Consider the following 21,429-nt stretch of genomic DNA (forward strand, 5'->3'; position numbering starts at 1 on the left):
ATGGGCGCAAGCATTCTCACCGCGAAGAACCTCAGCAAAGTGGTCCCTAGCGCGGAAGGTGAACTGACTATCCTGCACGAACTCAGCCTGGAACTGAACAAGGGCGACAGCCTGGCCATCGTCGGCGCGTCCGGTTCCGGCAAATCCACCCTCCTCGGCCTGCTCGCCGGCCTCGACCTGCCGAGCAGTGGCGAAGTCACCCTCGCCGGCCAGGCTCTGAGCAATCTCGACGAAGACCAGCGCGCACGAATCCGCGCCGAGCACGTCGGGTTTGTCTTCCAGTCGTTTCAATTGCTCGACAGCCTCAATGCGCTGGAAAACGTCATGTTGCCGCTTGAACTCGATGGCCGCAAAGATGCCCGCGAGCGCGCTACGCAATTGCTTCAGCGCGTCGGCCTCGGCCAGCGCCTGACCCACTCGCCGCGCCAGCTCTCCGGCGGTGAACAGCAACGTGTGGCCATCGCCCGCGCCTTCGCCGCCGAACCGGACGTGCTGTTCGCCGACGAGCCGACCGGCAACCTCGACAGCCACACCGGCGAGCGCATCAGCGACTTGCTGTTCGAATTGAACAAGGAACGCGGCACCACCCTGGTGCTGGTGACCCACGATGAACGCCTGGCCCATCGCTGCCGGCGCCTGATCCGTCTTGAAGCCGGGCTGATGGTCGCCCCTCTGGAGCCTTGATGGCACGTCTGCCGCTGTTGCGTCTGTTCAGCCTTGCCCTGCGCCAGCTCATGCGCGATGCCCGCGCCGGTGAATTGCGCGTGTTGTTCTTTGCGCTGGTGGTGGCCGTCGCGGCGAGCACCGCGATTGGCTATTTCGGTGCCCGCCTGAACGGCGCGATGATGCTGCGCGCTACCGAGTTTCTTGGCGCCGACCTGGTTCTTGAAGGCAGCTCGCAGGCCCGCGAGGAGCAAATCCGCAGCGGCACCGAACTGCGCCTGAAGCATGCGCAAGTGGTGGAATTCTCCAGCGTCATTGCCACCGACAACGGCATTCAGCTGTCGAGCATCAAAGCCGTCGACCGCGCCTATCCATTGCGTGGCGAGCTGAAAAGTGCGCCCGCGCCATTTGCCCAGGAAGAAGTCGGCGGCGAACCGCAACCCGGTGAAGCCTGGGTCGAGGCGCGTCTGTTGACCGCGCTGGATCTGAAGATCGGCGACAGCATCGATGTCGGCATGAAGACCCTGAAACTGACGCGTGTGCTCACCTATGAGCCGGATCGCGCCGGCAACTTCTACAGCCTGACGCCACGGGTGCTGATCAATCTGGAGGACCTCGCCGCCACCGGCGTGGTGCAACCGGGCAGCCGGGTGAGTTACCGCGAACTGTGGCGCGGCGAACCGCAGGCGCTGGAAACCTATCGCGAGTTGATCAAACCGGGCCTCGCTGCAAACCAGCGAATCCAGGACGCCCGTGACGGTAACCGGCAGATTGGTGGTGCGCTTGGCAAGGCCGAACGCTATCTGAACATGGCCAGTCTGGTCGCGGTGTTGTTGGCCGGGGTGGCGGTGGCGTTGTCGGCCAACCGTTTCGCCAGTCGGCGTTTCGACGCCAGTGCCTTGCTGCGCTGCCTTGGTTTGTCGCGCCGGGAAACCATGGTGCTGTTCAGCCTGCAACTGACCGTGCTCGGCCTGATTGCCGCCATCAGTGGCGCCCTGCTCGGCTGGCTGGCGCAACTGGGTCTGTTCGCGTTGCTGCATGATTTACTGCCGAGCGATGTGCCGCCGGGTGGCCTGTTTCCGGCGATTGCCGGGATTGGCACCGGGCTGGTGGCGCTGGCCGGTTTTGCCTTGCCGCCTTTGGCTGCACTGGGTCGCGTGCCGCCGCTGCGGGTATTGCGCCGCGACATGCTGCCGATCCCCTCAAGTACGTGGATGGTCTACGGCGCGGCGCTGGGTGCACTGGGCCTGATCATGTGGCGTCTGAGCCTCGACCTGCTGCTGACCTTCGCCCTGCTCGGCGGTGGCGTGGTCGCCGCGCTGGTGCTGGGCGGCCTGCTGCTGTTATTGCTGCAAAGCCTGCGCCGCATGCTCGCCCGCGCTTCGTTGCCATGGCGTCTGGGCCTTGGCCAGTTGTTGCGTCATCCATTGGCGGCGGCCGGGCAATCGCTGGCCTTCGGTTTGATCCTGCTGTCGATGGCGCTGATTGCGCTGCTACGCGGGGAACTGCTCGACACCTGGCAAAACCAGCTACCGAAAAACGCGCCGAACTACTTCGCCCTGAACATCCTCCCGGCTGACAAACAGGCCTTCGCCGATCACCTGATCAAGGTCTCAGCGCAAGCCGCGCCGTTGTATCCGGTGGTGCCGGGTCGACTGATCAGCATCAATGGCGAGCCGGTGCAGCAAATCGTCAGCAAGGATTCGGCCGGTGACCGCGCCATTCAGCGTGATCTGAGCCTGACCTGGGCGGCGGATCTGCCGGCCGGCAACAAGCTCACCGCCGGCTCCTGGTGGAGCGGTCAGCCGTCCGACGATGTGCCGGGGGTCTCGGTGGAAGGCAAGGTTGCCGAAAGCCTGAAACTCAAACTCGGCGATCACATGGTGTTCAGTGTCGGTGGGGTCAATCGCGAAGCGAAGGTCACCAGCCTGCGCGAGATCAACTGGGACAACTTCCAGCCGAACTTCTTCATGATCTTCCAGCCAGGCACCTTGAAGGATCTTCCGGCCACCTACCTGACCAGTTTCTACCTGGCGCCGGGGCACGATCAGCAGATCGTCGAGCTGTCGCGGACCTTCCCGGCGGTGACTATCCTGCAGGTCGAAGCCTTGCTCGAACAGCTGCGCAGCATCCTCGCCCAGGTCACCCTGGCGGTGGAATATGTGTTGTTGTTCGTTCTCGCTGCGGGGATGGCGGTGTTGTTCTCCGGCTTGCAAGCGACGCTGGATGAACGCATTCGTCAGGGTGCGCTGTTGCGCGCGCTGGGTGCCGAGCGGCAATTGCTGATCAAGGCGCGACGCATCGAATTTGGTTTGTTGGGCGCAGTCAGCGGCTTGCTCGCGGCAATCGGTTCCGAGGTGGTCAGTCTGGTGCTGTACCGCTTCGCCTTCGACCTGCCGTGGCATCCGCATCCATGGCTGCTGGTGCTGCCGTTGATTGGCGCTGCACTGATTGGTGGCGCCGGCGTGTTCGGCACGCGTCGCGCACTGAACGCCAGCCCGCTGACAGTGTTGCGCGAGGGTTGATAGACTCAAGCGCTCTTAATCACAAGAAGTCGCCATGAGCCGTTATCGCCCTCCCCGCACCGCTGGCACCGCGTTGATCACCCCCGAGGGTGAAGCGCGGATGCGTGCCGAATTCCATGAGTTGTGGCATGTGCGTCGCCCGCAGGTCACCCAGGCCGTCAGTGAAGCGGCGGCGCAGGGAGATCGTTCGGAAAACGCCGAGTACACCTACGGCAAGAAGATGCTGCGCGAAATCGACAGCCGCGTGCGTTTTCTCACCAAACGCCTGGAAGCGCTCAAAGTGGTCAGCGAAAAACCCAGCGATCCGAACAAGGTCTATTTCGGCGCTTGGGTCACCATCGAAGACGAAGACGGCAAGCAATCGCGCTACCGCATCGTCGGCCCCGACGAACTGGACCTCAAACAGGGTTTGATCAGCATCGATTCACCGCTGGCCCGCGCGCTGATCGGCAAGGCACTGGACGCCGAAGTGCGGGTGCAGACGCCGACCGGCGAGCAATTCGTTTATATCGTTGCGATTGAATATCCGTAAGGCCAATCAGCGCCGAGTGATCAAGCCCTGCCGCGCAACGCGGGTCAGTTGCTTGATCATTTCCGGCGCATCTTCTGCGCTCGGCGCCTGAATCACCGCCAGATCAAAGCTGTCCGTAGCGAAACGCGCCAGCGACTCACCATCATCGACAAACTGGATCAGGAACGCGGCAGGACCGCCACTGCGACGTGGCCAGCCATCGAGATAACGCAACAGTGTCGGCTGGTGTTTGCCGCCAAGAAGAATTTTCGGGTTGCGCTGGGTGATATGTGCCGTGATCGGCGCGGGACGTGCTGGAGGGCTTAGTGCGTTCATCTGTCGTGTCTCTGCCTCAAAAGTCTGCATGGCAGGTGAGAGGCAACACCGAACCAGCGCTTTAGCGGTATTTCGAAGCCCTGTTCCGGCTTCTGACGGTAACTGTAGAAGTCACCTGGCGCCCCGCAAGTAGCTGTTTAAATCGGCGCATGACCAACATCCTAGAGAACGTGACCGACCAGTGTCAAGAATCGCCCGCAACAAAAAAAGGCCCGCGCAATGCGGGCCTTTGCCTTGAGCCAGAGCCTTCAACCGGCGATGGCGCGATCCGCCGAGAGCTTGCCGGCACCTTCGATCAGTACCGCGATGCTACCGGCCAGCAGAGCCAGGGCGAACTCATAACCGTTGTTGGCCATGAACAGACCGTTGCCGATGTGCACCGAGAAGATTGCCACCAGCGAGAGGAACGCCAGACCCAGTGCCGCCGGGCGTGCCAGCAGGCCGATGATCAGTGCCAGACCGGCGAAGAACTCGGTACCACCGGCCAGCGAGGCCATCAGGTACCCCGGGGTCAAGCCGATGCTTTCCATCCATTGTGCGGTGCCGGCCAGGCCGTAACCACCGAACAGACCAAAGAGTTTCTGCGAACCGTGGGCGGCGAAGATCACGCCGACAGCAATGCGCAGGACAGTCAGGCCGTAACCGGCGCGGGTGAACAGAACCTTGTTGATCAGAGAGCTCATGGGGCATTCCTTGTTGTGCAGAAGTGTTTGTGTATTTGGGTTGGTCGCTATATTAATCAGTTTATTTCATGTTTAAAGCGCAAAAATTTCGCCATAACAATCGAATTAATAGATTATTTCCGTGTGACCACTTTCTGCTGGCGGGGCTCGAGCGACTCACGCTCCCGGTCGAATGCCAGGTAGTACTTGTTCACGCTATTAACATAGCTGACGGCGCCCATTCCCACCTGCTCCATGGCGATGCGCTCGACCTGGAAAAACCACTGGTTGGGATTCAGGCCACGGCGGCGCGCTTCGGCGCGCATGCCCTGCACGCGCTCGGGGCCGATGTTGTACGCGGCGAGGGTGAATGCCATGCGCTCACGCTCGTTGAGTTTCGGACTGCTGAAGAACTTGCGGCGGATCATCGCCAGGTACTTGGCGCCGGCCTGCACATTCGCATCGAGATTGTGGATATTGCTGACGCCGACCCGTTGCGCGGCGGATGGGGTGATCTGCATCAGCCCGGTCGGGCCGCTGCCGCTGCGGGCGTTGGGCTGCAGACGCGATTCCTTGAACGCCAGCGCCGCAAGATTGAGCCAGTCCATGTTCTGCGCGTCGGCGTGCTTTTGCAGGGTCGGGCGGAGTTTTTCCAGACGCTGGCGATCGGCCTTGGCCAGCGGATTGTGCACCTGGTACAAGCGCCGATAAATGCGCAGGAAAGCGGCGTCTTCATCAGACGGTTTCTTGTAACCGGTGAGGAAACGATCGATGCTCGCACGCAACATCGACGCGTCGCGGCGCACGAACCAATGTTCCTCGCCCGGCTCGCCGAGGCTCAGTTGCCGGTCGAGGCGCAGCTTCGGCAGGATCTTGCCCCAGCGCTCGGCAATCGGTTGCTCGACAATGGTCAGGTGGAAAATCCCGCCCTGAACCATTTCCAGCACGTCTTCCACTGCCAGCGTTGGATCGACCCATTCGATATTGATCGGCGCGAGTTTGTGCAGCGCCAGTTTCTGGTTGAGCTGGCTGACCACCTCCCCCGCCGCACTGCCGGTCGGCAGCGCCAGGGTTTTGCCAGAGAGCTGTTCGACCTTGGTGTAGCGGCGCTGGCCCTTGATGCCGACCAGCACCAGCGGTACGTTGCTGGCGATTGGCTCACTGCTGGCGACCGCATAGCCCGATGGCAGATCGAGCAATTCGCCCGGCGCGACCATATCGCCCTCGCCACGCTGCAACGCGCCGAGCAGTTGATCCTTGGCTTTGGGAATGATTTTGAGGGTAACGTCCTGGCCGTCACGGGCATGGCCGTTGAGGTATTGCTCGAAGGCGCGCAGGCGGTGGTATTCGACACCAATGGCCTGGCCCTGGACTTCGCCGGAGCTGTTGCGGCTCTGATTGACCAACACCCGCAACACGCGACTGCTGCGAATTTCGGAGAGGTCGCGAACCTTGCTCGCCGGTACGGCTTGCAACGGCCCGGGCAAGCGCGCGGCCGCCGTCATCGGCAGTAGCAACGCAGCACACAACAGCAGCAGAACCGAGGGACGATGCATCCACTCTCCGAAAAGAATACGGGGCGATTTGTCGCAAGAGAGACGACATCACCGACGAAAACAGAGCGCTTTGAGCGCTGATAAAGTGCGTGAGACTGGCACAGTGATGGCATTGTCGCCACCCCGGAGTCCCCCGCGGCCTCAACAGACAGCCATAAGTCTTTGTAGTTCTTGGCTTTTCTTATAAATCTACAGCTCTGATATGCTTTCCGGCCTTCGGCCCGAGGTAGCACCATGCAACTCATCGATATCGGCGTCAACCTGACCAACCCCAGTTTCGCCGACAAACACCAGGCCGTGCTCGACCGCGCCTACGCCGCCGGCGTCTGCCAACTGGTCCTCACCGGCACCAGCGTCGAGGGTAGCGAGCAGGCGCTGGAGCTTTGCCAGCAACTGGACGAAAGCGGCCAACGGCTGTTCGCCACCGCCGGTATTCACCCCCATTCGGCGAGTGACTGGAACGCTGACAGCGCGCAGCGCTTGCGCAGTCTGTTGAACGAAGCCAATGTCGTCGCGGTAGGTGAATGCGGTCTGGATTTCAACCGCGACTTCTCCCCGCGCCCGCAGCAGGAAAAGGTCCTCGAAGAACATCTGGCGCTGGCCGTCGAGCTGCAATTGCCGGTGTTCCTGCATGAGCGTGATGCCAGCCAGCGCCTGCTGGAGATCCTCAAGGACTTCCGCGATAAACTGCCGGCGGCGGTGGTGCACTGCTTCACCGGCGAACAGAAAGCCCTCTTCAGCTACCTCGATCTGGATCTGCACATCGGCATTACCGGGTGGATCTGCGACGAGCGCCGGGGCACGCATCTGCATCCGCTGGTGAAGGAGATCAAAGCGGGACGACTGATGCTGGAAAGCGACGCGCCGTATCTGCTGCCGCGCACGTTGCGGCCGAAGCCGAAAAACGGCCGCAATGAGCCGGCGTATCTGAGCGAAGTGCTGCGCGAGGTGGCGTTGCATCGCGGCGAGACCGAGGAAGCGCTGGCCGCGCATAGCACCGCATGTGCCCGGGCGTTTTTTAATCTTCCGACGTTGGTGTAAAACGCAAAAGATCGCAGCCTTCGGCAGCTCCTACAGAATGTACGCCGTGCCAATGTGAGCTGCCGAAGGCTGCGATCTTTTGATCTGTTGATCCGCATCAAAAAATGGTTTTCTGCATAGCGGCACAATAATGGCACCTTGCCAAAACTGTTTCCGCTATCAGAGAAGACCTCCATGGGTGCCTGGCTTAGCAACATCTCGCTGAAATACAAATTCTGGGCGGTCAACGCGGTCGCCTTTGTCACCACCCTGCTGTTGGTGCTGTACGCCGTACATCTCGAACAGCAGGCCCGCAGTCATGCCTCGCAGGCGTCCGCGCAGGCGCAGGCGCAGTTGCTCAAGGCTTGGCCGACCGGGCAACCGTTGCCCAAGTCCGCTCAGGTGCTGACCTTCAAGCGCGGTGAAGCGCCGCGACTCAATGATCAACCGCTGCTGGAAATCAGCGGCGGAACCGGCTGGAACGTCATCAATGAAATGCCGCTGTTCGGCGACAACCCCTTGGTCGGCGCCGAAGTGTTCAGCCGCGCCGACGGCGAGAAAGTGGCGGTCATTGCCTACGCGCCAAGCCTGAGCCAAGTGTTCAGCGAACGCTTCGCCCACTATGCGCTGGCGGTCTTCATCCTGATGCTGGCGATGCTCGGCGCCTCGCAACTGTTGATTCGCTTTCTGCTAAGCCAGCTCAACACGTTGAAAGACGTGATGCTGCACGTTGAAAAAACCGGCGACCTTTCAGCTCGAGTGCCGCTGGTGGGCAAGGACGAAGTCGGGCAGATGGCCAATGCCTTCAACGCCATGCAGGCCGGCTATCAACGCGTCGTGACGACAGTGGCCAACACCGCACGGCAACTGGATGTCGGTGCCGCGCGGCTGGCGGCGAGCATGAACGATGTGCGTCACGGTATGCTCGGGCAGCAGAGCGAAACCGATCAGGCGGCCACCGCGATCAACGAAATGACCGCCACCGTTTACCACATCGCTCAACACGCCGGCGCCACTCGCGATCTGTCGAAAACCGCCGACGGCCTCGCCGGCAGCGGCCAGCAAGTGGTCGCGCGGGTGCAGCAGTCGATTGCCGGGCTGTCCTGTGGCGTGCAGCAGACGGCGGAAATGATTCAACGCCTGGCCGAGGACAGTCAGAAGATCAGCGGTGTGGTCAGCGTGATTCACAGCATCGCCGAACAGACCAATCTGCTCGCGCTCAACGCGGCGATCGAAGCCGCACGCGCCGGGGAAATGGGTCGCGGCTTTGCCGTGGTCGCCGATGAAGTACGCAACCTCGCCAAGCGCGTGCAGGCGTCCACCGACGAGATCACCGGCATGATCGCGGCGTTGCAGGCCGGCACTCGCGATGCGGTGGATTTCATGCAGGAGAGTTCGTACAAGGCCGATGATTGTGTGCAGCAGGCGCAGGAGGCCGGCGCAGCTCTGGCTGAGATCACCGGCGCGGTGGCGCAGATGCGCGAGAGCAACACGCAGATCGCCGTGGCGGCAGAGCAACAGAGTCAGGTTGCCGAGGAGATGAACCGGGCGGTGGTGAGCATTCGTGATGTGACCGAGAACACCGTACAGCAGACCGTGGATTCGGCGACGACCAGTGATGAGTTGGCGACATTGGCTGGGGAGTTGAGCAAGGCGATTGGGCAGTTGAAGCTTTAAGATCAAAAGATCGCAGCCTTCGGCAGCTCCTACAGGGGGGAACGCATTCCAAGTGTAGGAGTGAGCCTGCTCCCGATGGCGGCAGATCGGTCAGCATCGAAAACGGCCATTGCCGCTATCAACTCAATAGCCAACCTTGATTCGCCGCCCTCCGCGCCCGGGCCTATTCTTCAAGCATGTGTTCAACATGGATCGAGGAGTAGCAAACATGGGCAAACGTCACCCCAACCTTCCCGCGTGGCAATGGCGCGCCTACCCGGGCAATCATCAGCATCCGACCAATCTGGTCTTGCACCTGATTGCCGTGCCGCTGTTCATCGTGGCGTTTCTGCTGATCGTGTCGGGGGTGTTCAGCCTGAGTCTGGCCAGCGTCGCCATCGGCGTGATCGGTATCGTCGCGGCGCTGGGTCTGCAGCGCCACGGTCACGGCCTGGAGGCGCAAGCCTCCGAGCCGTTCAGTGATCGCAAAGATGCCGTGTCACGTTTGCTGGTCGAGCAGTTTCTGACCTTTCCCCGGTTCTTTCTCAGCGGTGGCTGGTGGCGCGCCTGGCGTGAGCGCCACCGTCGGCATTGAGTCAGGCGAAGATCGTCACGGTCTGCCGACTCATGGCAATCAACTCCCCTTTCGCACTCCACAACTTCGCGGCAACATGACCGTAACCGTCGGCCGCGTATTCGATATCGGCCAGGTATTGGCACCAGTCCAGCGTGCTCAAGTCGCGTAACGGCTGTACGAATTCGATGGTCCAGGTCAGCGTGCTACCCGGCGCCGGCTTCTTCAGATACGGCAACAGCGCCGGTGGCCAGGCATCCACCAGCGCCAGCAGATGCGCCTCGCTGACCGGTTCCTCTTTGACATCCCCACGCAAGCGCACCCAACCGCCCATCAAGCGCGATGGCGTGCCGGAGAACGGAATGCCGCCGGCGCTCCAGCGCATCGCCAAGTGACGCATGAATTCCGGGGTGACGCCTTTGATATAGGGCAGCTCCTGGCATTCGTCCCAGTGTTTCATCGTTGGCGCTGGATAGGCTTCGACGGCGACTTCCGAGGGCCGCGAGGCACCGAAGCTGCCCTGAATGATCGTCACCACCTGACCGTTTTGCATGGCGCGGCCCAAGATCTGGCTGACCGCTTTGCCTTCGCGCAGCACGTCGACTTCGAAACTCACCGGCACGTCCGGCTCGACCGGGCCGACAAAGGTAATCGCCAGCGAACGGACCGGGCGCTCCGCCGGCACCCTGGCACGCATGACTTCAAATTGCAGCGCGGCCACCAGCCCGCCAAAACTCGCGCGGCCCTGCCCCCATTCGGCGGGGATGGTCACTTCAGGTTGTTGGCGGACAGCATCGAGCAGATCGCAAAAGCGCATGGCAACCTCGGAAAGCGAAAAAGGAATGCGGCGATCTTAACCAGCCTGGGGCGGCGGCGCAGCGTCTATTCCGGTCAAATGGGCTGACAGATAGGCCTTGGCGCGTTTCGATTTCGCCGCAAACCCTTGTAGGAGCTGTCGAGTGAAACGAGGCTGCGATCTTTTGATCGGTTTGCAAATCAAGATCAAAAGATCGCGGCCTTCGGCAGCTCCTACAGGGGGATGCGCAAGTTTCAGGATTTGAAGCAAGTGGCGCTGAGCTTTTCCAGCACTTGATCGGCCTTCAGCTCTGCCTTGATCAACCCCGCCTGCCAGGTTGCCACACACGGTTGCAGATCGGCCTCCTGCTCGGCGCGCGCCAGCCATTGCCAGCAATCGTGCCAATCGCCCAATGCGCCTTGCGCAGATTTCAGGCGTTTGTAAGCCGGTTTCGGCAAACGATCCAGTTCCGGGTAGGCTTCGATGCCATAACGCACGCGTTTGATCAGCAGGCGCAGACGATGGCGGTCGTGGGCGGGATCGTGCAGCGCCGCGTCGAGTTTCTGCCATTGTTTGCCCAAGCGTTTTTCAATGCGCTTATCCAGATCCTTGAGCAGACCCTGACGCTCGGACGCGCGCAAAAATCGTGGAAAGGCGTCGAGTATCATTAGCAACGAAGCCAATTCCGCACTCGCCGCCAGCGCCGGATACGCCTCGGCCATCTGCGCCAGGCGCCGCTGCGCTGCCTCGGGTTGATCGTGCTCGAGCAGATACGCCGCAAGTACCTCGCGATCACGCCACGGTGTGGTCAGGTCACCCACTGCCGAAGCCGCTGCCTCCAGTTGCTCGACGCCCGGCAAACCGCGCAACGGCCGCAACAGACTGCGCAAGCGCCGCACCGTGGTGCGCAAATCATGCAACGCTTCCGGATCGGTGCGCGCAGTCAACCGCGCCTGACACGCCAGCAGCCGCACATCCAGGCTCAACACATGAGCCACCAAACGATCGATCATGGGGGTCTACTCCGTAGACAGCTTCAAGTTGCAAGCTACAAGCTTCAAGCTGAACGCGGTCGCCTTGAGCTTGCCGCTTGCAGCTAGAAGCTTGCAGTTGCTTTTTAACGTCCTGCGCGAGATTCGCGAATGTAGAAGCGGGCTTTTTCGGCCTTTTTGCTGCAGCCTTCGAAGCCTTCGAATTGTTGCTGGGTCTTGGCGGCGGTCAGCAGCGACAGCGCTTTGGAATAGCTGACGGTGCCGGCGAAGCCTTCAGCCTTGGCCAGGTCCAGTTCGTGCCAGGCCGTATCGAGTTGGCTGCCGCAGCTGTCGCGGTACGCGGTTTTGCCGGCGCAACCGGCCAGAACCAAGGCCATCAACGGTACACAGATCCAGGCTTTCATCACTCACACCTCAAGGTAGGTCAACAGTCGTGCAGGTAAGACGGTCAAGCGGCGAAAAAGTGCCTCGCCCGCCGGTCAAACCATGTGGCGCAGAGCATAGCCCGCAAGCATGCGCCGCGAGCGAAAAACGACGTCACTGCCGCGCGCAACGACCTTGGCGATTGAGCCGCTTGGCCGATGCGTGCATTGTGCAGGCTTGTCGGGAGGAAGTTTGATGAAAAAGCGTGTCGCACTGGTGCTGGGCTCCGGTGGCGCCCGGGGCTATGCCCATATCGGCGTTATCGAAGAAATTGAAAAACGCGGCTACGACATCGCCTGCATCGCCGGTTGTTCGATGGGCGCGGTGGTTGGCGGGATCTATGCCGCCGGCAAACTGGATGACTACCGGCGCTGGATCGAAAGCCTCGATTACCTCGACGTACTGCGTCTGGTCGATGTGAGTTTCCGTCTCGGTGCAATTCGCGGTGAAAAGGTCTTCGGGCAGATTCGCAAGATCGTCGGCGAGATCAACATCGAAGACCTGCGCATCCCCTACACCGCCGTCGCCGCCGACCTGACCAATCAGCAGGAAATCTGGTTTCAGGAAGGCTGCCTGCATCAAGCCATGCGCGCCTCGGCGGCGATTCCCAGCCTGTTTACTCCGGTGATGCAGGGCAACCGCATGCTGGTCGACGGCGGCATTCTCAATCCGTTGCCGATCGTTCCGGTAGTGTCGAGCCACTGCGATCTGATCATCGCCGTCAACCTCAACGCCACCAACCAGCGTCAGTACAAATTGCCGGTGATCGAGCGCCCAGCGGCGTTCCGTTCGCGGTTCGACAGTCTGATCAACTCGCTGGGATCGAAACTGCCATTTCGCCGTAAACCGGCGGAGCAGTTGTTGAAGCTGGAACAGGAAGCATTGCGCGCCGAGGCGGCAGAGATCAATCCGTGGCTCGAAGGCGTCGAGCCGGAAAGCCAGCAACCAGCGGCCGCCCCGGAACGCGAAGGCGCGCCGAAATCCGCCACCGGCTCGTTCATCATCGATAACGTCGGGCCGGCGTCGCTGCTGGATCTGATCAACCAGAGTTTCGAGGTGATGCAGACCTCACTGGCGCAGTACAAGATTGCCGGCTATCCGCCGGATATCCTGATCAACGTGCCGAAGCGCGTGTGCCGGTTCTTCGAGTTCTACAAGGCGCCGGAGTTGATCGCGCTGGGCAGACAGATTGCCAGTGATACGCTGGATCGGTATGAGCAGGAGCAGGGTTGAAATCCTGAACGTCCTTCAGTGTTTTTTCTGGCCTCTTCGCGAGCAAGCTCGCTCCCACAGGGGAATGCATTCCAAATGTGGGAGCGAGCTTGCTCGCGAAAGCGCCGGATCGGCCACTGCAAAGCTACAGGCTGTTCTCACTCAACAACCGATACCCAACCCCAGCCTCCGTCACAATAAACCGCGGCCGGGTCGGATCATCCGCCAGTTTCTGCCGCAGATGTCCGACCACGATCCGCAGGTAATGACTGTCCTCGGTGTGTGTCGGCCCCCAGATATCCTTGAGCAATTGCTGCTGGGTGATCACCCGCCCCGGATGCCGCGCCAGTTGCGCCAGCACTGCGTACTCCTTGCGGGTCAGGGCGACTTCGGCGCCGTCGAGCAGCACCCGCCGATAGGCCAGATCCACAGTCAACGGGCCGACGCTCAGCGCCGCCGGCTGCGCCTCGCCCGCCGGGGCTTGGCGTAACAACGCGCGAACCCGGGCGAGAAATTCCTGGATGCCGAACGGTTTGGTCACATAGTCATTCGCGCCGCCGTCCAGCGCTTCGACCTTCTGCCCTTCACTGGCGCGCACCGACAGCACCAGCACTGGCGTGCTCGCCCATTCGCGTAACTCGCGCAGCACTTGCTGACCGTCCATGTCCGGCAGGCCGAGGTCGAGCACCACCAGGTCCGGTTTGCTCAGGGCGGCTTGCGCCAGGCCTTCGGCACCGGTGCCGGCTTCGAGCACTTTATAGCCTTGTGAAGCGAGGCTGATGCGCAGGAATTTGCGGATCTGCGGTTCGTCGTCGATGACCAAAATGGTCGCGGTCTGGCTCATGAATTCACATCAACACAAAAGAGTGGCAAGAGAGTAGCGCAGTCGGCCTCAGGCTTCATTGTCCATCCCAGGTTGCGCCTGCAACGGCAGGTGCAAGGTGATGCAGGTGCCACGCCCATCGATGCCGTCGGCTACGGAAATACGCCCACCGTGAGCACCGACCATGCCCTGACAGATCGCCAGTCCCAACCCCGTGCCCTGGCCGCCGCGATCACCGCGCGCGGCGGTGTAGAACATGTCGAAAATCTTCGCGCGGTCCTCTTCGGGGATGCCCGGGCCTTCATCGCTGACCGAAAAGAAAATCTCTTGCTCGTTGGTGCCGGCGCGCAGTTGCAAGCGACCGTGGCTCGGCGAAAAACGCGCGGCGTTTTCCAGCACGTTGACCAGCGCCTGCTCGATCAGCGCCGCGTGCACATAGAGCAGCGGCAACTCGGCCGGCACCTCGGTGCTCACCTGCAACGGCGCCAGCACTGCCCGCAGACGATTGAGCGAACTGCCGACGATATCGGCCGGCGACACCCAGTCCCGCGCCAGCTTCAAGGCGCCATGGCCGAGGCGGGTCATGTCGAGCAGATTCTGAATGTAGCGGTCGAGGCGTTCGGCCTCATCGCGGGTGCCTTCGAGCAACTCGCGGCGATCCTCCAGCGGGATCGCTTCGCCGAGGGCCAACAGGCTGTCGATGCTGCCGCGCATGGCGGTAAGCGGCGTGCGCAAATCATGGGACACCGAGGCCAGCAAGGCGCTGCGCAGTTGCTCGGTTTCGCCATGCAGGCGCGCCGCTTCCAGATCATCGGCCAACTGCGCGCGGGCCAGGGCTTGTGCGAGTGGTTGGCTCAACGCAGTGAGCAGGCGTCGGCGCTGACCGCTCAGGGTCTGGCCTTCCCTGGCGCAAACACCGAGCAATGCCAGCGGCCCGTCCTCGACCGACAATGGCCACCACCACCAACGCCCCAGCGGCAAGGTGCCGGTGCCCTTGCCCGCCGGTTGATCGTGTTGCCAGGCCCAATCGGCGGCGGCGCGTTCGGCCTCGGTGAATTGCAGCGGCCCGCCGGTTTCGACTTTCCAGCCGCCCTGCCCGTCGCGGTTGAGCAAGCACAACTGCAGGTCGCTCCAGCCTTCGAGGTGCTGCGCGGCGGCGCTGATCACGGCCTGGCGGTCGGTCGCGGCGGTGAGTTTGCGCGACAGGTCGAGCAGTTCGCTGGTCTCCTCCTGGGTATCGCGCAAGGCCTGCAATTGCCGCCGCTGACGCGCCGCAAGGTTGCCGGTGAGCGCCGCCATCAGCAGGAAAAACAGCAGCGTCAGTACATCTTCTTCGCGCTGGATGCTGAACGAAAAATTCGGCGGGATGAACAAAAAGTCGTAGGTCAGAAACGACAGCGCCGCACAGGCCAGCGCCGGGCCCAGGCTGCTGCGCACCGCCACCAGCAACACCGCCGCGAGAAACACCAGCGAGATGTTCGGCAACGGCAATACACTCGATACCGCCCAGGCCAAGGCACTGGCCAGTAGCGTCGCAATCAGCGCCAGCACATAGTCGAACCACACCAGCGTGAGCGGACTGCGCGGGCGCGGTTGGTGCTGCTCGTGGTCAGTGTCGAGGACGTTGATTTCCAGCCCGTGAGCTTGACGCAGCAGTCGCGCCGCCAGTCCACCGCCAAACAGGCGACGACGTAATCGCGGCCGCGACTGGCCGACCAGCAACAGACTGGCGCGGCGCTCGGCGGCATGTTGAATCAGGGTTTTCGCCACTTCCCCGGCGCGCAATAGCACCACTTCGCCACCGAGGCGTTCGGCCAGTTGCTGGGCGCTTTGCAGACGCAACCGCGATTGCTCGTCGCGGGCACTGCCGTTATCGACATGCACCAGACTCCACGGCAGATGCCGGCGCTGGGCGACGCGGCTGGCATGACGCACCAGACGCTCAGCCTGCGCATCACCATCGACACCAACCAGCAAACGCCCGCGCACCGCCGGCGCCGCCTGACCCAGCTGACGATAGCCTTGGGCGAGATCGTTATCGACCTGCGCGGCGGCGGTCTGCATCGCCAGTTCACGCAGTGCGGTAAGGTTGGTCTGAGTGAAGAATGCGTCGATAGCGGCGCGCGCTTGCTCCGGCACGTAGACCTTGCCTTCGCGCAGACGCTCGAGCAATTCACGTGGCGGCAGGTCGATCAGCAGCAGCTCGAAGGCTTCCTGCAATACCCAGTCCGGCAGGGTTTCGCGCACTTGCACGCCGGTGATGCCGCGCACCTGATCGTTGAGGCTTTCCAGGTGCTGGACGTTGACCGTGGTGAACACGTCGATGCCGGCGGCGAGCAGTTCCTGAATGTCTTGCCAGCGCTTGGCATGACGACTGCCGGGGGCGTTGCTGTGGGCCAGTTCATCCACCAGCACAAGCTTCGGCCTGGCGGCGAGAATGCCGTCGAGGTCCATTTCCTCAAGCAGCACGCCACGGTATTCGCTGCGCACCAACGGCTGCTGCGGCAGGCCGCCGAGCAAGGCTTCGGTTTCGGCGCGGCCATGGGTTTCGACCACCCCGGCGAGGACCTTCACGCTCTGGCGCAGTTGCGTGTGCGCGGCCTGGAGCATGGCGTAGGTCTTGCCGACCCCGGGGGCGGCGCCGAGAAAAACCTTGAGCCGGCCACGGCCATCGCGGGGCAGGTCTGCTAACAGTGCGTCGGCGCGGCCGGAGTCGCTCATGCTGGGATTGCCTTGTTTGGTTTGAGATTGGTGTGAAGCGTCAAGAGATCGCAGCCTTCGGCAGCTCCTACAGGGGTAATGCGATTCATGTAGGAGCTGCCGAAGGCTGCTATCTTTTGATCTACAGGTTTTGCAGTGCCAGGTTCAGCTCCAGCACATTCACCACCGGCGGACCTACCAGCGGCTGTTCGATATGTGCGTCGAGCAATTGCTGCAAGGTGGAGACCGGCAGGTTACGCGCTGCTGCGACACGCGCCAGTTGATAGGCAATTGCTGCCGGTGGCAAGTGCGGATCGAGGCCGCTGGCGGAGGTGGTCAGCAAGGCCAAGGGCACCGGCCCCTGCCCAGCGACTTGTTGTTTTTGCGCGTCTTCGATTACGCGGGTCGCCAGGGCCGGATTGCTTGGCGCGAGGTTACTGGCGCTGCTGGCGACCGTGGCAAAAGCCCCGGCGGACGGGCGTGGGTGGAACCAGTTGTCACCGCTGAAATCCTGGGCGATCAGCGACGAGCCGCGGACCTTGCCGTCGGCGTCGTGGATCAGGCTGCCGTTGGCCTGGGCCGGAAACGCGACCTGGGCAATTCCGGTGACTGCCAGTGGATAGGCGACACCGGTGATCAGGGTCATCAGCGCCAACAGGGTCAGGGCCGGGCGTAGGGTTGTGGACATTTCAAGATCCTCGAATTCGTTGGACAAACTTTTGCGCGGTGTCAGGGAGATCTTTTCCCCCTCACCCCAGCCCTCTCCCCCAAGGGGGCGAGTGGGAAAGGGAGCCGATCTCATGCTGTTCAAGATCTGAGTTCGGCTCAGAATTTCAGGTCGGCGTACCTCGCACAAACACCTCGGTCAGTCCCCTCTCCCTCTGGGAGAGGGCTAGGGTGAGGGGCTTTTTTCAGCCTCACACCAGATGCAACGCCGTAAGCAGCATGTCGATCGCCTTGATCCCCACGAACGGCACGACAATCCCGCCCACGCCATAGATCAGCAGATTGCGCCGCAACAACGCCGCCGCACTCGCTGCTTGCACACGCACGCCGCGCAATGCCAGTGGAATCAGCACAACGATGATCAAAGCGTTGAAGACGATGGCCGAGAGAATCGCGCTCTGCGGACTGCTCAGGTGCATGATGTTCAGCACGCCCAGCTGCGGGTAAATCGAGGCAAACAGCGCCGGCAGAATCGCGAAGTATTTGGCGATGTCGTTGGCGATGGAAAAGGTCGTCAGCGCGCCACGGGTCACCAGCAATTCCTTGCCGATCTGCACCACGTCGAGCAGCTTGGTCGGGTCGCTGTCGAGATCGACCATGTTCGCCGCTTCGCGTGCCGCTTGCGTGCCGTCGTTCATCGCCATGCCGACGTCCGCCTGGGCAAGTGCCGGGGCGTCGTTGGCGCCGTCGCCGCACATGGCGACCAGGCGACCGTCGTTCTGCTCGTGACGAATGCGCGCGAGTTTTTTCTCCGGCGTGGCTTCGGCAAGCACGTCATCGACGCCCGCTTCAGCGGCGATGGCCGCAGCGGTCAGCGGGTTGTCGCCGGTGACCATCACCGTGCGAATCCCCAGTTTGCGCAACTCGGCAAAACGCTCGCGGATGCCTGGCTTGACCACGTCCTTGAGATGGATCGCGCCAAGCAACTTACCGTCTGCACAGACCAGCAACGGCGTGCCACCGCTCTGGGCGATCTTGTCGATTTCCCGCGCCAGCGCCGGGGCCAGATCGCTACGCTGTTGACCGAGAAACGCCAGCAGCGAATCCACCGCACCTTTGCGATACACGCGGCCCTGATAATCGACGCCGGACAAGCGGGTTTCTGCGCTGAACGGCACGGCGGTGAGGGTTTCCGGGGCCGGCTCCGGTTGTGGATGCAGGCCACGGAGGAACTCGACGATCGATTTGCCTTCAGCGGTTTCGTCCGCCAATGACGCAAACAACGCGCCTTCGGCCAGCTCACGGCCGGTCACACCCGGCGCCGCGTATACGGCACTGCAGCGACGGTTGCCGAACGTGATAGTGCCGGTCTTGTCGAGCAACAACACGTGCACGTCACCCGCCGCCTCCACTGCGCGGCCGGACTTGGCGATCACATTGAGGCGCACCAGCCGATCCATCCCGGCGATACCGATGGCCGACAGCAGACCGCCGATGGTGGTCGGAATCAGCGTGACCAATAACGCCACGAGGAACACCAGCGGCAGGCTGCCATTGGCAAAGTGCGCGAACGGTTGCAGGGTGACGACCACCAGCAGAAAGATCAGGGTCAGGCCGATCAGCAGGATATCCAGCGCCACTTCGTTCGGGGTCTTCTGGCGTTTGGCGCCTTCGACCAAGGCGATCATGCGATCAAGTGTCGACTCACCGGGATTGGCGGTGATCTTCACCAGCAGCCAGTCGGACACCAGCCGCGTGTTGCCGGTGACGGCGGAACGGTCGCCGCCGGACTCGCGAATCACTGGCGCCGACTCACCGGTGATCGCCGCCTCGTTGACCGCGGCGATGCCTTCGATGACTTCGCCGTCACCGGGAATCATCTCCCCGGCTTCGACTCGCACCACGTCGCCCTTGCGCAGATTGGCAGCGGGGACAATCTTGAAACTGCCATCGGCCTGGCGGCAGCGTGCGCTGAGACCTTCGCTGCCGGCCTTGAGGCTGTCGGCGCGGGCCTTGCCGCGCCCTTCGGCCAAGGCCTCGGCGAAGTTGGCGAACAGCACGGTGAACCACAGCCAAAGGGCGATTTGTGCGGCGACGACAGTCGGCACATCGGCATCCGGGATGAAGCACAGCACGGTGGTGAAAATCGCCGTCAGTTCGACCACCAGCATCACTGGCGAACGCGCCAGCTGCCGTGGGTCGAGCTTGACAAAGGCTTGCACCAGCGCCGGGCGCCACAGGGCCGAGATCGCGGTTTTGGCTTGTTCCGGCGCTTTGACGGCGGCGGGTTTGATTGCAGGCATATTCATGATGGATTCCTTAGAAGCCCATACTTAAATGTTCGGCGATAGGACCGAGCGCCAGCGTCGGCAAGAACGTCAGGCCACCCACCAGCAAAATGGTCACGGTCAACAGGGTCACGAACAGCGGGCCGTGAGTCGGAAAACTGTTCTGGCCGACCGGTGCGCTTTTCTTCATCGCCAGGCTGCCGGCCAATGCCAGCACCGGCAGGATGTAGCCGAAGCGGCCGATCAACATGCCCAGGCCGAGCATCAGGTTGTGGAACGGCGTGTTTGCGCTCAGGCCGCCGAATGCCGAGCCGTTGTTGGCGCTGGCCGAGGTGTAGGCGTAGAGCAACTGACTGAACCCGTGCGGGCCAGGGTTGCTGATGGTCGCCGCCGGGCCGGGTAGCACCGCAGCAATCGCGCCGAGCACCAGCACGCCGACCGGCATCACCAGCAGCGTCACCACCAGCAACTGCACCTCGCGGGCCTGGAGTTTCTTGCCGAGGTATTCCGGAGTGCGGCCAATCATCAGGCCGGCGAGGAACACCGCGATCAGCACGTTGAGCAACATGCCGTAGAGCCCGGCACCGACGCCGCCGAAGATCACCTCGCCGACCATCATGTTGACCAGCGCGATCATGCCGCTCAGCGGGTTGAGGCTATCGTGCATGCCGTTCACCGAGCCGTTCGAAGCCGCCGTCGTCGTCACCGACCAAAGCACCGTGGCGGTGGTGCCGAAGCGCGCTTCCTTGCCTTCCAGCGGCGCGGTCTGCTCGACGGCGGCGTTGTTCAGGGTCGGATTCGGCTGATACTCGGCCCATAGCGACGTCGCACCGCCGATCAGGAACAGCGCCAGCATGCAGGCGATGATCGCGCGGCTCTGGCGCAGGTCCTTGACGTAATGGCCGAAGGTGAACACCAGCGCCACCGGGATCAGAATGATCGAGGCGACTTCGAACAGGTTGCTCCACGCGGTCGGGTTCTCGAACGGATGCGCCGAGTTGACGCCGAAGAAACCGCCACCGTTGGTGCCCAACTGCTTGATCGCAATCTGGCTGGCGGCCGGGCCGAGCGGAATTACCTGATCGACGCCTTGCAGGGTCACGGCATTCACATACTGGGCGAAGGTCTGCGGCACGCCCTGCCAGACCAGATACAGCGCGAGGAGCAGGCACAGCGGCAGCAGGCCATAAAGCGTGGCGCGAGTCATGTCGACCCAGAAATTGCCGAGGGTTTTTGTCGACTTGCGGCCGATGCCACGGCACAGCGCGACCAGCACGGCGAGGCCGGTGGCGGCGCTGACGAAGTTCTGCACGGTGAGGCCGACCATCTGGCTCAGGTAGCTGAGGGTCGCTTCGCCACTGTAGGACTGCCAGTTGGTGTTGGTCATGAAACTGACCGCGGTGTTGAACGCCTGCGTCCATTCCTGGCCCGGCAGGTTTTGCGGATTCAGTGGCAGGTGATCCTGAAACAGCAGAATCGCAAACAGCAGCAGGAAACCGGCGAGGTTGAAGGCCAGCAGCGCCAACGTGTACTTCTGCCAGCTCTGCTCCGCCTGCGCATCGACCCCGGCGAGGCGATAGCAACCGCGCTCGACCGGGCCGAGAATCGGCGTCAGCCAGGTGCGCTGGCCCTCCATGACCTTGTAATAAAAGCGCCCGAGAAACGGCGCAGGCAACAGGACCAGCAGGAAAAACCCGAGGATCAGCCAATAGTCATAACTGTGCATAGCCGCTCCTAGTTCCGGTCCGCGCGCAACAGCGCAACCAACAGATAAATGAACAGCCCCACTGCCAACAGCAGTGACACCCCGTCCAGAACGCTCATGGAAGATCTCCGTGTTACGGCGTATTGCCGTGTGTGCGGTGATTGTCGGGAAGGTGGCTGTAAAGGAACGAGAGCGAGGCGCGGCATGGGGCATAAAGAAAGCGTAAAGAGTGGGTTTATGCGGGCTTTACGGCTGAGTTTCGTGGTGTTTGGGCTGGCGCCTTCGCGAGCAGGCTCGCTCCCACAGGGGAGAGCGCATAAC

Annotated in this window: 19 protein-coding genes; 7 read left to right on the forward strand and 12 right to left on the reverse strand. The window is 62.3% G+C overall.

Annotated elements, in window-relative coordinates; all coding sequences use genetic code 11:
- The 3 genes from AC0Z4S_RS23110 to greB are packed head-to-tail and all read left to right on the forward strand — an operon-like array spanning position 1 to position 3,720.
- A complete protein-coding gene (locus tag AC0Z4S_RS23110; RefSeq protein WP_485624726.1) occupies positions 1-684 on the forward strand; it encodes an ABC transporter ATP-binding protein in 684 nt (227 codons plus the stop codon).
- Positions 684-3,188: an ABC transporter permease gene (locus AC0Z4S_RS23115; protein ID WP_485624727.1), complete on the forward strand. Its 2,505-nt coding sequence runs from the start codon at positions 684-686 to the stop codon at positions 3,186-3,188. The genes AC0Z4S_RS23110 and AC0Z4S_RS23115 overlap by 1 nt, the downstream gene beginning before the upstream one ends.
- A 34-nt stretch (positions 3,189-3,222) precedes the next feature.
- Positions 3,223-3,720 carry a transcription elongation factor GreB gene (gene greB / locus AC0Z4S_RS23120; protein WP_071173132.1) on the forward strand — a complete coding sequence of 166 codons (498 nt, stop codon included), beginning with the start codon at positions 3,223-3,225 and terminating at the stop codon, positions 3,718-3,720.
- Between the two features lie 6 nt (positions 3,721-3,726).
- On the opposite strand, the gene AC0Z4S_RS23125 is transcribed toward greB, so the two are convergent.
- The 3 genes from AC0Z4S_RS23125 to AC0Z4S_RS23135 form a co-directional block, all read right to left on the reverse strand.
- On the reverse strand, positions 3,727-4,035 hold the full coding sequence (locus AC0Z4S_RS23125; RefSeq protein WP_253504096.1) for a class I SAM-dependent methyltransferase: 309 nt from the start codon (positions 4,033-4,035) through the stop codon (positions 3,727-3,729).
- Between the two features lie 248 nt (positions 4,036-4,283).
- Positions 4,284-4,718: a DoxX family protein gene (locus AC0Z4S_RS23130; RefSeq protein ID WP_016770887.1), complete on the reverse strand. Its 435-nt coding sequence runs from the start codon at positions 4,716-4,718 to the stop codon at positions 4,284-4,286.
- Positions 4,719-4,831: 113 nt separating this feature from the next.
- On the reverse strand, positions 4,832-6,253 hold the full coding sequence (locus AC0Z4S_RS23135) for an MltF family protein (RefSeq protein ID WP_485624728.1): 1,422 nt from the start codon (positions 6,251-6,253) through the stop codon (positions 4,832-4,834).
- Between the two features lie 234 nt (positions 6,254-6,487).
- On the opposite strand from AC0Z4S_RS23135, the gene AC0Z4S_RS23140 reads away from it, so the two are divergent.
- From AC0Z4S_RS23140 to AC0Z4S_RS23150, 3 genes are all read left to right on the forward strand, one after another.
- On the forward strand, positions 6,488-7,294 hold the full coding sequence (locus AC0Z4S_RS23140) for a TatD family hydrolase (protein ID WP_485624729.1): 807 nt from the start codon (positions 6,488-6,490) through the stop codon (positions 7,292-7,294).
- Positions 7,295-7,468: 174 nt separating this feature from the next.
- Complete coding sequence (locus AC0Z4S_RS23145; protein ID WP_485624730.1) at positions 7,469-8,950, forward strand: methyl-accepting chemotaxis protein; 1,482 nt, start codon at positions 7,469-7,471, stop codon at positions 8,948-8,950.
- Positions 8,951-9,158: 208 nt separating this feature from the next.
- A complete protein-coding gene (locus AC0Z4S_RS23150; RefSeq protein ID WP_041478386.1) occupies positions 9,159-9,524 on the forward strand; it encodes a DUF962 domain-containing protein in 366 nt (121 codons plus the stop codon).
- Between the two features lies 1 nt (position 9,525).
- Here the strand turns inward: AC0Z4S_RS23150 and AC0Z4S_RS23155 are convergent, their stop codons facing one another.
- The 3 genes from AC0Z4S_RS23155 to AC0Z4S_RS23165 all read right to left on the reverse strand — a co-directional run bounded on the left by AC0Z4S_RS23155 (position 9,526) and on the right by AC0Z4S_RS23165 (position 11,695).
- Positions 9,526-10,320: an acyl-CoA thioesterase gene (locus AC0Z4S_RS23155; protein WP_485624731.1), complete on the reverse strand. Its 795-nt coding sequence runs from the start codon at positions 10,318-10,320 to the stop codon at positions 9,526-9,528.
- Between the two features lie 233 nt (positions 10,321-10,553).
- Positions 10,554-11,312, reverse strand: coding sequence for a CHAD domain-containing protein (locus AC0Z4S_RS23160; RefSeq protein WP_160767749.1), 759 nt, complete (start codon positions 11,310-11,312; stop codon positions 10,554-10,556).
- A gap of 104 nt (positions 11,313-11,416) precedes the next feature.
- Positions 11,417-11,695: a lipoprotein gene (locus AC0Z4S_RS23165; RefSeq protein WP_042607906.1), complete on the reverse strand. Its 279-nt coding sequence runs from the start codon at positions 11,693-11,695 to the stop codon at positions 11,417-11,419.
- A 214-nt stretch (positions 11,696-11,909) separates the two neighbouring features.
- Here AC0Z4S_RS23165 and AC0Z4S_RS23170 point away from each other — a divergent pair, with 214 nt between their 5' ends.
- Complete coding sequence (locus tag AC0Z4S_RS23170; protein WP_253504114.1) at positions 11,910-12,947, forward strand: patatin-like phospholipase family protein; 1,038 nt, start codon at positions 11,910-11,912, stop codon at positions 12,945-12,947.
- A 124-nt stretch (positions 12,948-13,071) separates the two neighbouring features.
- Here AC0Z4S_RS23170 and AC0Z4S_RS23175 read toward each other — a convergent pair whose 3' ends face one another.
- The 6 genes from AC0Z4S_RS23175 to kdpF all read right to left on the reverse strand — a co-directional run bounded on the left by AC0Z4S_RS23175 (position 13,072) and on the right by kdpF (position 21,227).
- A complete protein-coding gene (locus AC0Z4S_RS23175; RefSeq protein WP_485624732.1) occupies positions 13,072-13,770 on the reverse strand; it encodes a response regulator in 699 nt (232 codons plus the stop codon).
- Positions 13,771-13,818: 48 nt separating this feature from the next.
- Complete coding sequence (locus AC0Z4S_RS23180; protein ID WP_485624733.1) at positions 13,819-16,470, reverse strand: DUF4118 domain-containing protein; 2,652 nt, start codon at positions 16,468-16,470, stop codon at positions 13,819-13,821.
- 121 nt (positions 16,471-16,591) lie between these two features.
- Complete coding sequence (gene kdpC / locus AC0Z4S_RS23185) at positions 16,592-17,137, reverse strand: potassium-transporting ATPase subunit KdpC (protein ID WP_485624734.1); 546 nt, start codon at positions 17,135-17,137, stop codon at positions 16,592-16,594.
- Positions 17,138-17,366: 229 nt separating this feature from the next.
- Positions 17,367-19,424 (reverse strand): potassium-transporting ATPase subunit KdpB, encoded by a 2,058-nt coding sequence (gene kdpB / locus AC0Z4S_RS23190; protein WP_485624735.1) that lies wholly within the window; start codon positions 19,422-19,424, stop codon positions 17,367-17,369.
- A 10-nt stretch (positions 19,425-19,434) separates the two neighbouring features.
- Entirely contained in the window at positions 19,435-21,129 is a 1,695-nt protein-coding gene (gene kdpA, locus AC0Z4S_RS23195) for a potassium-transporting ATPase subunit KdpA (RefSeq protein ID WP_485624736.1), read from the reverse strand.
- A gap of 8 nt (positions 21,130-21,137) precedes the next feature.
- Positions 21,138-21,227 carry a K(+)-transporting ATPase subunit F gene (kdpF, locus tag AC0Z4S_RS23200; protein ID WP_007899818.1) on the reverse strand — a complete coding sequence of 30 codons (90 nt, stop codon included), beginning with the start codon at positions 21,225-21,227 and terminating at the stop codon, positions 21,138-21,140.
- Positions 21,228-21,429 lie beyond the last annotated feature (202 nt).

This window comes from Pseudomonas sp. 1L-B-1-E-C1, from assembly GCF_057291835.1.